Genomic DNA, 15,291 nt, shown 5'->3' with positions numbered 1-15,291 from the left:
TTTAATGACAAGTTTAAAAAATATTAAAAATAGGTCGCATAACATATGTTTTTACGGTGCAAAATAAAACAAATTTAAAACATGAAAATTATTGATAGGATAATTGCGTGTTTTAGATGGGTTAATTGATGCTAGCTTACGCCCAATTGTGTATATCGCTTCTTGAAAATAAGTCTTATTACTTTCTTGGTTTTATGGACTTTGAGATTTTTGTATTTACTAAATGAGGTATAAGCTCTTGGTTGGACCATCAAAATTAACCGCACAAACTTATGTTGTAATCGGCCTAGATGGTCAAACTAAAGCTTTTGCGTCTAAAGAAAACTTGCTACCGGGAGAAGTGGTCGTTGAATTAGTAGAAGGGAAGATCCAACCTCAGCATGTATATATTGCTGGCACAGGAGGTGAAGCTCAAACGGATTCTACCGACAAGCTTGCGAAAATATTAGAGGCCATCGAAAAAGGGCAAGACCCGAGTGAATTAGGTGATGAATATGCTACTGAAGCCGGTGAACTTACGGGTTCAAGTTTGACGGCCTCTGGTACTGTTGAACGAACGGGTGCAGAAGTACTAGCAAGTACTTTTTTTGAAACCGCCGGCGTGACGACAGAGCAAAGTACAACGCTATTTAATATTTCTCGATTCACAGCCTCAGAAGTTGGTGAAACTGAAGCGTTGATTGATGGTGAAGATAGAGGTGCCGTTCAAGAAGACGTGACGTTTGAAGCTTCTGGCAACCTCAGTGTTACTGATCGAAACGCAGGTGAAGCGTTATTCCAATCACAGAGTGAGGTTCAAGATAGTCATTGGGGCGTTTTCTCAATTGATGCTTTCGGTAACTGGAATTATCAGCTGAATAATGAGCACGAAGAAGTGCAGGCTTTGGATCATGACAGTGACCCAATCATCAGAAGTATTACCGTTTTATCTGTAGATGGCACTGAGCATGAAGTAGTGATCTCTATTACAGGCACCGAAGACACGCCTATGGTTGACGGTACGTTCACCGGCAAGGTGACCGAAGGCAATCTCGGTGATGTTGCGACCGCAACAGGCACCATTGCTATTACTGATGTTGATAATGGCGACGATCCGATTTTTGCAAACACTACCGTTACGGGCACCTATGGTGAGCTAGCATTGGTGGATGGTCAGTGGACGTATACGCTGGACCAAAGCCAGGTTCAACAGCTAGACGAGGGTGACCAGGTACAAGATACCATCACCCTCACGGCGACCGATGGCACCCAACAAAACATCGTGATTGATATTACGGGCACCGAAGACACGCCAGTCGTGACGGGTACGTTCACCGGCAAGGTGACCGAAGGCAATCTCGGTGATGTCGCAACCGCAACAGGCACCATCACCATCTCTGATGTTGATAATGGCGATGAGCCAGTGTTCAGCAATACTACCGTTACGGGCACCTATGGTGAGCTAGTATTGGTGGACGGGCAGTGGACGTATACGCAGGACCAAAGCCAGGTTCAACAGCTGGACGGGTGTGATCAGGTGCAAGACACCATCACCCTGACGGCAACCGATGGCACCCAACAAAACATCGTGATTGATATTACGGGCACCGAAGACACGCCCGTCGTGGCGGGTACGTTCACCGGCAAGGTGACCGAAGGTAATCTCGGTGATGTCGCAACCGCAACAGGCTCCATTGCTATTACTGATGTTGATAATGGCGACGATCCGATTTTTGCAAACACTACCGTTACGGGCACCTATGGTGAGCTAGCATTGGTGGATGGGAAGTGGACGTATACGCTGGACCAAAGCCAGGTTCAACAGCTAGACGAGAGTGATCAGGTGCAAGACACCATCACCCTCACGGCAACCGATGGCACCCAACAGAACATCGTGATTGATATTACGGGCACCGAAGATGCGCCCGTCGTGACGGGCACGTTTACGGGGTCGGTGACCGAAGGCAATCTCGGTGATGCCGCAACCGCAACAGGTACCATTACTATTTCTGATGTTGATAATGGCGATGAGCCAGTGTTTAACAACACCACTGTTACGGGCACCTATGGTGAGCTAGCATTGGTGGATGGTCAGTGGACGTATACGCTGGACCAAAGCCAGGTTCAACAGCTAGACGAGGGTGACCAGGTACAAGATACCATCACCCTCACGGCGACCGATGGCACCCAACAAAACATCGTGATTGATATTACGGGCACCGAAGACACGCCAGTCGTGACGGGTACGTTCACCGGCAAGGTGACCGAAGGCAATCTCGGTGATGTCGCAACCGCAACAGGCACCATCACCATCTCTGATGTTGATAATGGCGATGAGCCAGTGTTCAGCAATACTACCGTTACGGGCACCTATGGTGAGTTGGTATTGGTGGACGGGCAGTGGACGTATACGCTGGACCAAAGCCAGGTTCAACAGCTGGACGAGGGTGATCAGGTGCAAGACACCATCACCCTGACGGCAACCGATGGCACCCAACAAAACATCGTGATTGATATTACGGGCACCGAAGACACGCCCGTCGTGGCGAGTACGTTCACCGGCAAGGTGACCGAAGGCAATCTCGGTGATGCCGCAACCGCAACAGGCTCCATTGCTATTACTGATGTTGATAATGGCGACGATCCGATTTTTGCAAACACTACCGTTACGGGCACCTATGGTGAGCTAGCATTGGTGGATGGGAAGTGGACGTATACGCTGGCCCAAAGCCTAGTTCAACAGCTGGACGAGGGTGATCAGGTACAAGACACCATCACTCTCACGGCAACCGATGGCACCCAACAAAACATCGTGATTGATATTACGGGCACCGAAGACACGCCAGTCGTGACGGGCACGTTCACCGGCAAGGTGACCGAAGGTAATCTCGGTGATGTTGCGACCGCAACAGGCACCATTGCTATTACTGATGTTGATAATGGCGACGATCCGATTTTTGCAAACACTACCGTTACGGGCACCTATGGTGAGCTAGCATTGGTGGACGGGAAGTGGACGTATACGCTGGACCAAAGCCTAGTTCAACAGCTAGACGAGGGTGACCAGGTACAAGACATCATCACCCTGACGGCAACCGATGGCACCCAACAAAACATCGTGATTGATATTACGGGCACCGAAGATGCGCCCGTCGTGACGGGCACGTTTACGGGGTCGGTGACCGAAGGCAATCTCGGTGATGCCGCAACCGCAACAGGTACCATCACCATCTCTGATGTTGATAATGGCGATGAGCCAGTGTTCAGCAATACTACCGTTACGGGCACCTATGGTGAGTTGGTATTGGTGGACGGGCAGTGGACGTATACGCTGGACCAAAGCCAGGTTCAACAGCTGGACGAGGGTGATCAGGTGCAAGACACCATCACCCTGACGGCAACCGATGGCACCCAACAAAACATCGTGATTGATATTACGGGCACCGAAGACACGCCCGTCGTGGCGAGTACGTTCACCGGCAAGGTGACCGAAGGCAATCTCGGTGATGCCGCAACCGCAACAGGCACCATTGCTATTACTGATGTTGATAATGGCGACGATCCGATTTTTGCAAACACTACCGTTACGGGCACCTATGGTGAGCTAGCATTGGTGGATGGGAAGTGGACGTATACGCTGGCCCAAAGCCTAGTTCAACAGCTGGACGAGGGTGATCAGGTACAAGACACCATCACCCTGACGGCAACCGATGGCACCCAACAGAACATCGTGATTGATATTACGGGCACCGAAGACACGCCCGTCGTGGCGGGTACGTTCACCGGCAAGGTGACCGAAGGCAATCTCGGTGATGCCGCAACCGCAACAGGCACCATTGCTATTACTGATGTTGATAATGGCGACGATCCGATTTTTGCAAACACTACCGTTACGGGCACCTATGGTGAGCTAGCATTGGTGGATGGGAAGTGGACGTATACGCTGGCCCAAAGCCTAGTTCAACAGCTGGACGAGGGTGATCAGGTACAAGACACCATCACTCTCACGGCAACCGATGGCACCCAACAAAACATCGTGATTGATATTACGGGCACCGAAGACACGCCAGTCGTGACGGGCACGTTCACCGGCAAGGTGACCGAAGGTAATCTCGGTGATGTTGCGACCGCAACAGGCACCATTGCTATTACTGATGTTGATAATGGCGACGATCCGATTTTTGCAAACACTACCGTTACGGGCACCTATGGTGAGCTAGCATTGGTGGACGGGAAGTGGACGTATACGCTGGACCAAAGCCTAGTTCAACAGCTAGACGAGGGTGACCAGGTACAAGACATCATCACCCTGACGGCAACCGATGGCACCCAACAAAACATCGTGATTGATATTACGGGCACTAATGATGTTCCTGAATTTGTTAGCGGAAATAATGACAACTTTGGTCTGGATGCCCAAGGTAAAACCGACATCGATAGTTACCAGTTTAGCGTTGATGAAAACAGTCAATCGGGTGTAATTGGAAAAGTAAATGCATTCGATGTCGATCAGGACAGTCAGATAACGTATCACTTAAACAGTCATAGCGAACTGTTTGAAATCAACAGTCTTACCGGTGAGATCAGTGTCAAAAATGGTGCAAATTTGGACCATGAATCTATCGATAACTACCAGCTAGAAGTGGAAGCTCGTGACCAGTTTGGCGGTAAAGACACCGCTCAGGTCGAAGTGTTGGTTCTCGATATTAATGAAGCCCCTATTGCTGAAGATGATAAGGGTATTGAAAAAACAACCAAGACAATTGACCAGAGCAACTGGGATGATAGCACTGATATCACTGTCGATTACTATGTGATTGATACTCGATCTGGAAACAAGGTTTCTGATGCATCGAAAGCTGATTATATTGGTGACGGTGACCACAAATATGGCGTTAGTTCTGCGCTAGACAGCGGCTCAGACCGGGTTCAAGATGGTCAGATTCGATATGATGATGCAACTGGACAAAGTGAAGCAATGCGCTTCTCCTTTGCTAAAGGTCAGGTTGCCGATCATGCTGAAGTTGAAGTGAAAAACCTATGGACAGACACTTCGAACGGTAGCTGGGAGCCTGGTATTGAGCGCGGTGTTTGGAAGGCTTACTACAAAGGTGACTTGGTTGCGACAGGTGTGTTTGAAGGTACCCGTGGTGGTAATCAAGTAGTCAACATCAATGCAGATGGGCGTTTCTTCGATAGTATTGAAATGTCTACTACCAGCTATAAAGACGGTGTCATTGATCCTAAAGGCTCAGAGTACTTTATTACTCAGGTATCAGCGGACCTGACGACCTTTGATGAAGCTTACCAGACCAACGGCTCAGGCACTTTAGAGCTGGATGTTCTAGCGAATGACAGCGACCCGGATGGTGACGCTCTGACTATTATCGACTATCCATCAGAAAGTTTCCTCAGTCTGCAAGATGGTAAATTGGTCTTTGATGCGGCCAAGTACCTAGAGTCACTGCCAGCTGATCAACAAACTCTGAAAACGGGTGAAGTGAAAGATTATACCTTCGAATACACCATCCGTGATGACGACGGCCTGACTGATAAAGCAGAAGTTACCGTTAGTGTGATGGGTGAGCCTATGTCGCTCAGTGATGCGCACGCAGCATTGGATGAATCTCAAGTTGGCACGGATACTGGCGTACATGCTGAAGGCAACTTTATCGCAAACCTCGGGTCTGCAACGGAGGCTGAATATCACTTCAACGCCGATCAAAACCTAGGTGGTTTCACCAGCGATGGTAAAGAGGTTGTGTTTGAAGTGAGTGCAGATCAGAGCACTCTAACTGGTTATACTGGAACAGGTGCCGACCGCATCAAAGTAGTTCAAGCCAACATAGATAGCAAAACGGGTCATTTCACAGTTGATCAACATATGCCCCTTGATCATTCGGAGCAGGGGGCGGACATGCTGGATATCCGCGCTAGGGTCGAGGTGGGTGCCGGAAGTCAGTCTGAGAGTGCCACCTTGCATCTGAATGTGACGGATTCATTACCGTCATCGTCTTCAGCTCACTACGAAATAAATGATGTTGATTCACAAAGTAATAGTGTTGTGATTGCACTTGATGCGTCAGAATCAATGCTCGACTGGGTAACAGATGCAGACGGACAATATGTTACTCGCTGGCAACTTGCTCAAGACTCTATTAAGTCAATGTTTGAGCAATACCAAGATTTGGGTCCAGTAAGTTTTAGAATTGCAACTTACAGCGGACAACCATCTGGCCAGATTTCTGAGTGGCTAGATTCTGCCGAGGCCATTGATGCCTTTATCTCTGGTATACATCCATATGCATCGACGCCATATAACCAGGCCGTTGACCAAATAAATGAAATACTTAGTGATCCAGAAGATGATGCATTGCTTAGTAATACCGATACCCAGCTTTACTTTATCTCAGATGGTCGACCTTCCGATTTTACCTATTGGACAAATCAAACGAACGTGGGAGAAATTCAAACCCGTGAAAACTTGATTAAGTGGTCAACATCAGATGATTTTGAAAGTGAACAGCGTTATCAGGACATAGTGAATGGTCGGGTTCAGCCTACTTCTGAAGAAGAGGGCATCATTCTGCAAAATGCGATGGAAAATGGCATCAGCAGTAGCGGTCAGGATGTTGAAAATATCTGGTCTGTCGGTATCGGTAATGGTGCGTCTCTGGAACATCTGGAGTCGATCGCGACAGATAAAGGCAGTGCTATTGTCGTTGTAGATGATTCTCAAATTGTGGATTTGCTTAGTAAAACGGTCTCAGGCCAGTTGCAAGGCAATCTTTTGGATGACAATGGCGGTGATGCTCAGTGGGTAGATCACATCACTATCGATGGCGAAATATATTACTACAACAAAGTAAACGGTGATGTCACTACCAGCGATGGAGCGAAAATATCGGATCATTCTCTCGCTCAGATTGATACCAACCACGGCAAGCTAACCATTAACTTTGAAAATGGTCACTACGACTATCAAGCGAGTAATGTTGTAGGTCACCAACAAGAGAAGCTTGACGTTACGGTTATTGATGCTGACGGTGATACTACAAATAGCGAAGTTACCATTGATATCCGAGATCGGGCACCAGAATTCATCAGTGTCGGTGATGCAGATCAAACCCACGGCACCGATGCCAACGGTATGCCAACAGAAGATACAGCAAGCTTTGACGTCGCTGAGCAAGAAGTTGGAGTATTAGTCGGCCAGGTGGAAGCGTTTGATCCGGATGGTAGTGACACCATAAAGTATGAATTGAGTGGTGGTGATGCTGATCTATTCCGTGTTGACTCTAAGAGTGGCGAGATTTGGCTGAAAGATGGTGTAAAACTGGATCACTCAACTCAGCAAACGTATCAGTTGGAAGTGTCTGCAAGTGATGGTGTGGATACCGATACAACTCAGGTTATCCTGAATGTCACTGAGAACCATGCCCCAACCTCATCTCCAGTTCAGGGCTTTGCTCAGATGGAAGACTTACCGATCAATAAAGTGACGGTAGTGTTCGACCATTCGAACAGTATGACCCGTACCTTTGACGGTGAGAATACCGTGGGTCGTGATGCAACCGCACCGAAAACTGAATCGAGAGCTTACAAAGCAGCTGCTGCGTTACATTCCATGGTTGAAAACATGACTGCCGATGGAGGAGAATCAAACACCTATATCCGCCTGGTACGTTTCGACGGTGATACATCCACACATAGCTGGCTGACCTTGAGTGAAGTTGAGTTGATGACACGCCCACCAGAGATGAATGGCCGTGATCCAAACGACTTAAGTTTCCAAAATGAAGTGTCAGAATATGTGCGTAACTGGTGTGACGTAGAATACGGTACTAATACGGATTACGATAAAGCTTTAGAAGCTGTAATGGAGCCTGGTGAGGCAAGTAATGCCGTTTACCCTTGGCAGGATGGTTGGGACTATTTCGGTCCAGAAAAACCGTCAGAGAGTAAGGACACTATATTCTTTATCTCAGATGGCGAACCTAACCCTAGCGAGGGCGCTGTTACTTCTCCTGATCTAGCCGAGCGCTGGGAGGATTACAAACAGACTCATGACGCCAAAGTATATGGAATTGGTATCGCTCTCTCTGATAATGTAAAAGCAGCAGAGGCTCTAGATGAACTTAGCGACAAAGTGGTGTTTATCGACTCAGGTGAAGAATTGGGGCAGTACCTAAACCAGTTCTCTCCCGATCCAATTGCCGGTGAGTTACTGGCGGGAAGCCAGGACGCTGATGGTGACAGCATGACCGTTTCTTTGGCAGAAGGCGATTTCACTCTGTTGGGCGCAGACCTGCACGGTGTAAGTGTAAATCAGCCGTTAGTTTCTTCGTCCAGTGAAGTAGATGGTCAGCTTCATATCCAGACAGCGTTCGGCACCTTGGAAGTGTCATCCAATGGCAGTTATAGCTTTACTCAAAGCGATGAACTTACTCTACAGGGCGACCAGCAGGCGGATTTACATTTCTTGTTTAAAGTGTCTGATGGTAAAGGTGGCATAAGTGAAAACGTCTTTACACTTACATTAAACGATTCTGGTACCGATATTGTCCAAACTGAGCGCCATGCGTCGGTGGGAGATGAGTTTGCGAATAGCATCACTGGTGGCGAAAGTATTGATATTTTGCTAGGACAAGCAGGTGGAGATACGTTGAGTGGTGGCGCAGGCGATGACATTCTGGTTGGTGGGTTTGGAAACGATATCCTGATGGGAGGTCTAGGCAGTGACATCTTGACAGGTGGAGAGGGTATTGACACCTTTACCTTTACTCAAGAAGCACTGGACATGACGCCATCAAGAGATGTGATTAAAGACTTTAGGCTGGATGAAGACAAGTTGGATTTGAGTGATATTCTTGAGTTTGTCGGTGACGACACAACGGATATGGATAACTTGTTGGAACACGTAAGCGCAGACTACGATAGTGACCAAGATACTCTGAATTTGACGATTACTGGAGAAGGCAGCAACACAATGTCAGTGGCATTAGAGAACTTTGATTTATCAGGGTTGGAGCTAGGGTCGTCATCGACATCTCATGAAATCGTTGATCAGCTGTTCCATCACCAAGTTTTTAGCGTGGATTAATATTACCTGAAGATAACGTTATTTTAGTAAACAGCACCTGATTGAATCATCAGGTGCTGTTTTTCTTTTCTGCCGCTGTTAACTACTGACTTTTTGCTTAACCACTTCAAAAATTAGCAGTAGTAAATGCACTGCTTCTGCACTATAAGTGGTTCTTCGATTACATGTTTTGATAGCTCGGTCCACCGCCACCTTCTGGTGCTTTCCACGTGATGTTTTGCGAAGGATCTTTGATGTCACAGGTTTTGCAATGCACGCAGTTGGCGGCATTTATCTGAAACTTTAACTTATTGTCCACTTCCACCACTTCGTAAACCCCAGCGGGGCAATAGCGCTGACTCGGCTCGTCATACATACCTAAATTCACATCAATTGGAATGTGAGGGTAAGTCAGAACAAGGTGACAAGGTTGATTCTCTTCGTGCTGTGTTCCCGACAAAAATACCGACGAAGGCTTATCAAAACTGATTTCACCATCTGGTTTTGGGTATGCAATTGGGTGGCACTCTTGTTTAGGTTTTAACTGCTCATGATCGTGCGAATAGTCCTTGATAGACCAAGGTAACGGTTTCTTAACCAGTGGTTGCCACAGGTTGTGTTCAAAAGTCGAAAGAGCACCGCCAAGTATGCTGCCAAACTTATGAATGTTCGCACCAAAGTTACGCGTTTCGGCGAGTTCGTCATACAACCATGATGATTCAAACAACGACTGGTAGTCTGGCTCAGAAGCTCCAGTTTGTCGGGCCGTATGTACCGCTTCTGCTGCAATGATTCCGGATTTCATTGCTGTGTGGCTGCCTTTAATTTTAGCAACGTTCAAAGTCCCCGCATCACAACCAATCAATAAACCGCCAGGGAATTGCTGTCTCGGCAGAGAGGAAAGTCCACCTTTCGCAATGGCTCTTGCGCCGTAAGCGATGCGTTGAGCACCTTTCAAATGTGGTTCAATAGCCGGATGGTGCTTAAAGCGTTGAAATTCGTCAAACGGACTCAAGTAAGGATTGCTGTAATTCAAGTCGACAATAAGCCCGACGGCGATTTGGTTGTTCTCCATGTGATAGAGAAAACCGCCGCCTGTGGTATTTGTTTCACTCAAGGGCCAGCCAGCGGAGTGGATAACACTGCCAGATACATCCTTGCTGTCAGTGGGTAACTCCCATATCTCTTTTAGGCCAAGCGCGTAGTGCTGTGGTTGCTTTCCTGCGTCTAGGTCGAACCTTTGAATAAGTTCTTTACCCAGATGTCCGTGACAACCTTCAGCAAAAAGGGTGTATTTTGCCCTTAGCTCGATACCTGGTTCAAAGTTAGGTTTGGCCTGGCCGTTCTTATCTAGTCCCATATCGCTCGTGTTAATGCCTGTCACGGCGCCAGTCTGATCATAATTGATGCTTGCAGCGGCAAAGCCCGGAAAAACTTCCACCCCAAGATTTTCTGCTTGGTTAGCGAGCCAACGGCAAAGGTTGGCAAGGCTAATTACGTAATTATTCTCGCCATTTATCATTGGACGCGGTGTAAGCAAGTGGGGAACGCGAATATGGTTTTGTTCAGTAGTAAGATAAAGGAAATCATCTCGTTGAACTGAGGCTGCTAGCGGGGCGTCCATTTCTTTCCAATTGGGGAAAAGCTCATCTAAGGCACTAGTTTCAAAAACAGCGCCAGATAGAATATGTGCGCCCACTTCTGAGCCTTTTTCTACAACGCAAATTGAAAGAGCGTCACCTTCACTGTCTTGGTTGAGTTGAGCTAGCCGACAAGCGGCGCTTAAGCCTGCAGGTCCGGCCCCCACGATCACGACATCAAACTCCATGCATTCTCGTTCCATCTTTATGCTTCCTTTCTATTATCGTCATCTGCGTGACAGGTTTTTGGTTTCTATACAGAAAACTATAGCTCAGTTGACGTTAACGTGAAGTGGACTAAGCTCAAGTAATGGATCTGATGTGTTATATGAGGCATGACCATGGAAGACCGACCATTAGCAACACTTGTGCTCGCAGAGCATGACAACCAATCGTTGGCTGTAGGGACGCTGTGTGCAATTAAAGCGGCATTTGAGATTAAGGATGATGATAAATCGCTTCCTGTTTCTGTGTTGCTTATTGGTTATCAGTGCCAATCAGTTTTGGATGAGTTGAATTGCGTTCAGGGTGTTGCAGAAATTATCTGGGTTGATGCGAAGGGATATGAACATGGATTAGCGGAAAATATCGCACCTTTGATCTCACAAGTAGCCAAAAACTACTCACACATTCTTTCTCCTGCCAGTACATTTGGTAAGAATGTGATGCCTCGTGTGGCGGCGTTGCTTAATGTTGGTCAACTTTCTGACGTGATGACAATCGAGTCTATCGATACGGTGATTCGTCCAATTTATGCTGGAAATGCATTGGCGAGAGTCACGTCGAATGATCCCTATAAAGTGATGACCATAAGAAGTACGGCTTTTGATGCCGCAGAGCTATCTGACACGCCAGTTGTCCCTAAGCTTACTCAAGTCGACACGGTGATTATCAATAAACTTAGTGAGTTTGTTTCGCAACAAACGCCAGAAAGTGAGCGACCAGAATTGCCAGCTGCTAGAGTAGTAGTGTCGGGTGGTCGTGCATTCGGGAGTAAAGAGAAGTTTGTTTTAGTAGAACAATTGGCTGACAAGCTAGGTGGAGCGGTAGGGGCGTCACGAGCGGCGGTCGATGCGGGCTATGTGTCTAATGACCATCAAGTCGGGCAAACCGGCAAAATTGTTGCACCGGAGTTATACATTGCCGTCGGAATTTCTGGCGCGATCCAGCATTTGGCGGGAATGAAAGATTCCAAGGTGATTGTTGCAATTAATAGCGATCCTGATGCGCCTATTTTTGACATTGCAGATTATGGATTGGTCGGCGATTTGTTTGTGGTAATGCCTGAGCTGTTAGAGAAGCTGTAGATATAGTCTTGTTCCCTAAAACAAAAGGCTTCCGGACTGGAAGCCTTTATCATTTGATTTTAATAAGTTACTTTTCGCTCGGACGTTGCAGGTGCTCTGCAAGTACTTTCGTAAACCTTGCAGCTTCACCACCAGTACAAGCGCGATGATCAAACGTTACGGATAGCGGCATTGCTTTCACCGAAATTGCTTGACCATTTCTTATCACAACTCGGTCGAGTATTCGGCCCGCGCCGACAATAGCGACTTGTGGCGGTGTGACGACAGGTGTTGCGTAAATACCGGCAATCGCGCCGAAGTTGGAAAGCGTAATCGTCGCGTGCTGCAATTGCTCACGACCGATTTTTCTCTCTCTGATCCCTTCAACGGTTTGATCGAGCCAACGACGAACATCTTGTGGCTCGTATTCATCTGCGTGGCGCAAAACTGGTACGTACAATCCATGACGGCTATCTACTGCAATTCCTACATTGACCGTTGTGTGTACACAGCGTGTCATGGTTTCGGCATCAAACCAAGCGTTTAAAGCAGGCTCTTCTTGACACGCATGAACAATCGCTTGAACAAGGCGGATACTGATATCTTCGTTTGGCAGCCAATCTTCCAACAACGCTTCTTCCGTAATGGTTACGGCTGCAACATGTTCGTGCGATTCGGTCATAGACGACACCATGGTACGTCGAGCGCCTTTCAAAACTTCGGTGCCTGGACGCTGTTTTCCGGCTTCGTCGTAAATATCGGCATCAACGATAAGTCCGTTCGGGCCACTACCTGACACGAGGTTAAGATCTACCCCAAGTTTTTGTGCCAACAAGCGAGCCGAAGGCAGGGCGGTAACGAGGTTACTTTCTGTCGTGTTGTGGTTGCCACCAATCCAGAAATCATCAACGTTAACATGATGCGCTTGGTGAGAAACGCTACCGACGACGGTTGCGGCGTCAGCAGTGGCTTTTTTCTCTGCCGTTACTTCTCTCCCGGCACCTGTTTCATCAATCTCTAGCAGTAATGCACCAATATTGACGATTTCACCTTCCTCACCATGACGGCTGACCACACGGCCCGAATAGGGGGCAGGGACGTCTACCGTCGCTTTTGCTGTCTCTACGGTTAAGATCACTTGATCTAATTTAACCATGTCTCCGACATTAACGTGCCATTTGACAATTTCTGACTCAGCGAGACCTTCACCGAGATCGGGTAAATTAAACGTCTTCATTTCCAATCCTCCACGAGTTCGCGCGCCGCGGTCACAATGTCTTCTTCCTGAACCATGAAATAATCTTCGTTACGGTAATAAGGCATAATGGTGTCCATTCCAGTTACTCGTTTAGGTGGGGCTTTAAGTAAGCACATGGCATGTTCAGCGGTTCGAGCTAATAGCTCAGAGCCCACACCACAAGTTTTACTCGCTTCATGAACAACGAGTAAACGTCCAGTTTTTTCTAGTGAGCTGAAAATCGTCGCGGTATCAATTGGCTTAATACTCGCCAAATCAATCACCTCGACTTCAATTCCCTGACTAGACAAGGTTTGCGCGGCCTGAAGTGACTCTACGACGCATGCGCCCCAAGTAACGAGCGTGATATCTCGCCCCTTACGTAAGGTGAAGCAGGTGTCGAGTGGGAGTGCTTCGCCGTTATCAACGACTTCAGATTTAACGGTGCGATATATGCGCTTCGGTTCGAAGAACATGACGGGATCATTGCTTCTAATTGCAGCGAGAAGTAAGCCGTATGCGCGTTGTGGAGAAGAAGGAATCACCACTTTAAATCCAGCAGTGTGAGCAAATAACGCTTCCACGCTTTCTGAGTGGTGTTCCGGAGCGTGGATACCGCCGCCAAATGGCGCACGGAAAACCGCGGGACAAGTGAGCCGACCGCGAGTTCTGTTACGCATTCGAGCCGCGTGGCACATTAAGTGCTCCATCGCAGGAAAAACGAAACCTTGAAACTGAAATTCGGCGACAGGTCGTAATCCTTGCGTTGCCATACCGACCGCAACCCCGCCGATTAAGGCTTCAGCGAGTGGCGTATCGATGACTCGTTTAAGACCAAACTCTTGCTTGAGTCCAACAGTGGCACGAAATACACCACCATTATCGCCCACGTCTTCACCTAATACGACAACATTGGGGTCTTGTTGCATTTCATGGTGCAGGGCAAGGTTTACTGCTTCAACCAACGTTAGCTCAGCCATGTCTGCCTCCCTGCATTCTCATTGCCTTGTTGATGAGTTCATCTCTTTGTGCATGAAGCTCTTGAGGTAGCGATTCATACAAATAATCGAAACCGGTTTCTGGTGCTTGTGGCGGTAAGCTCAGATAGCGTTCAACAGCTAACTCTACTTGCTCTTTACAGTAATCTAGCCATTGCTGTTCTTGTTCGTCGCTCCAAGCGCCTTGATTAAGGAGGTACGTTTTAAGACGTGCGATAGGTTCGTATTGCCATGCAGTTTGAACATCATCTTCTTTACGATAACGAGTCGCATCATCGGCCGTAGTGTGGTCACTCAGTCGGTAACTCACCGCTTCGATGAGTGTTGCACCTTTCCCTTTTCTTGCTCTCTCAAGGGCGGTTTTAGTTGCATCATAAACGGCGACGACATCGTTACCATCGACAGTAATACCCGGTATACCTGCACCTTGCGCTTTTTCTGATAAGAAATCGGCGGCACATTGGAGACTACGCGGCACTGAAATTGCCCACTGGTTATTGTTTACGACGAAAACAAGTGGAATATTCCAAGTACCTGCGCAGTTTATTGACTCAAGAAAGTCCCCTTTGGATGTACCACCATCGCCGCACATGACTAGCGCAGCTTCATGGTTACCTTGAATTTTTAGTGCGGAAGCCACCCCGACAGCATGCGTACATTGCGTCGCTATGGGTACACAGTAGGGAAGGTCTCGGCTAGGAACCGGACTACCTTCAGGAGCAAAATCACTCCCGCGCTCATCGCCACCCCAGTATTGAAGGTTCTTTTCCATGCCAATGCCACGACACCACATCGCAGGCATATCGCGGTAGTAAGGAACAAACACATCATCGGCTTTAAGTGCTCTGCCGACCGCAATGCCTATGGCTTCCGCGCCTAAGTGTGAGGGATAGGTCCCTAGCTTACCGGTGCGTTGCAAGGCAACTGCTTTGTTGTCGTAAGTGCGAGTTAATACCATATCTCGGTAAAACCCGACCAATGTTTCAGTGTCAGCCCAGTTGGGTAGTTGGCCGACTAGGTCCCCACGATGGTCGATAAACCGATGCATGGGTAATGCCTGAACGTTCAT

Annotated in this window: 6 protein-coding genes; 2 read left to right on the top strand and 4 right to left on the bottom strand. The window is 47.9% G+C overall.

The annotated features are described in order from the left end of the window. Positions 1–238: 238 nt before the first annotated feature. Positions 239–9,082 (top strand): VCBS domain-containing protein, encoded by an 8,844-nt coding sequence (locus UQW94_RS02535; RefSeq protein ID WP_322141971.1) that lies wholly within the window; start codon positions 239–241, stop codon positions 9,080–9,082. Positions 9,083–9,242: 160 nt separating this feature from the next. Here UQW94_RS02535 and UQW94_RS02530 read toward each other — a convergent pair whose 3' ends face one another. Next, positions 9,243–10,904 carry an electron transfer flavoprotein-ubiquinone oxidoreductase gene (locus UQW94_RS02530; protein ID WP_322141970.1) on the bottom strand — a complete coding sequence of 554 codons (1,662 nt, stop codon included), beginning with the start codon at positions 10,902–10,904 and terminating at the stop codon, positions 9,243–9,245. A gap of 138 nt (positions 10,905–11,042) precedes the next feature. Between UQW94_RS02530 and UQW94_RS02525 the strand changes: the two genes are divergently transcribed. Next, complete coding sequence (locus UQW94_RS02525; RefSeq protein WP_005375829.1) at positions 11,043–12,008, top strand: electron transfer flavoprotein subunit alpha/FixB family protein; 966 nt, start codon at positions 11,043–11,045, stop codon at positions 12,006–12,008. Between the two features lie 67 nt (positions 12,009–12,075). Here the strand turns inward: UQW94_RS02525 and UQW94_RS02520 are convergent, their stop codons facing one another. Genes UQW94_RS02520 through pdhA form a run of 3 tightly spaced genes read right to left on the bottom strand, consistent with a single transcriptional unit; the run spans position 12,076 to position 15,291 of the window. Next, the gene (locus UQW94_RS02520) at positions 12,076–13,224 is read right to left on the bottom strand and encodes a dihydrolipoamide acetyltransferase family protein (RefSeq protein WP_005375831.1); all 1,149 of its coding nucleotides are present in this window, start codon (positions 13,222–13,224) and stop codon (positions 12,076–12,078) included. Next, complete coding sequence (locus tag UQW94_RS02515) at positions 13,221–14,204, bottom strand: alpha-ketoacid dehydrogenase subunit beta (protein WP_017634235.1); 984 nt, start codon at positions 14,202–14,204, stop codon at positions 13,221–13,223. The genes UQW94_RS02520 and UQW94_RS02515 overlap by 4 nt, the downstream gene beginning before the upstream one ends. Then, a complete protein-coding gene (pdhA, locus tag UQW94_RS02510; protein WP_025998586.1) occupies positions 14,197–15,291 on the bottom strand; it encodes a pyruvate dehydrogenase (acetyl-transferring) E1 component subunit alpha in 1,095 nt (364 codons plus the stop codon). Before pdhA ends, UQW94_RS02515 begins: the two co-directional genes overlap by 8 nt.

It is taken from the genome of Vibrio sp. PBL-C16 (assembly GCF_034321865.1).
Taxonomy (GTDB): Bacteria; Pseudomonadota; Gammaproteobacteria; order Enterobacterales; family Vibrionaceae; genus Vibrio; species Vibrio alginolyticus.
This window is presented reverse-complemented; position numbering and strand designations above follow the sequence as displayed.

Coding starts and splice junctions, on each gene's coding strand:
- UQW94_RS02520 (WP_005375831.1), bottom strand. CDS start 13,224: ATGAAGACGTTTAATTTACCCGATCTCGGTGAAGGTCTCGCTGAGTCA.
- UQW94_RS02530 (WP_322141970.1), bottom strand. CDS start 10,904: ATGGAACGAGAATGCATGGAGTTTGATGTCGTGATCGTGGGGGCCGGA.
- UQW94_RS02525 (WP_005375829.1), top strand. CDS start 11,043: ATGGAAGACCGACCATTAGCAACACTTGTGCTCGCAGAGCATGACAAC.
- pdhA (WP_025998586.1), bottom strand. CDS start 15,291: ATGAACGTTCAGGCATTACCCATGCATCGGTTTATCGACCATCGTGGG.
- UQW94_RS02515 (WP_017634235.1), bottom strand. CDS start 14,204: ATGGCTGAGCTAACGTTGGTTGAAGCAGTAAACCTTGCCCTGCACCAT.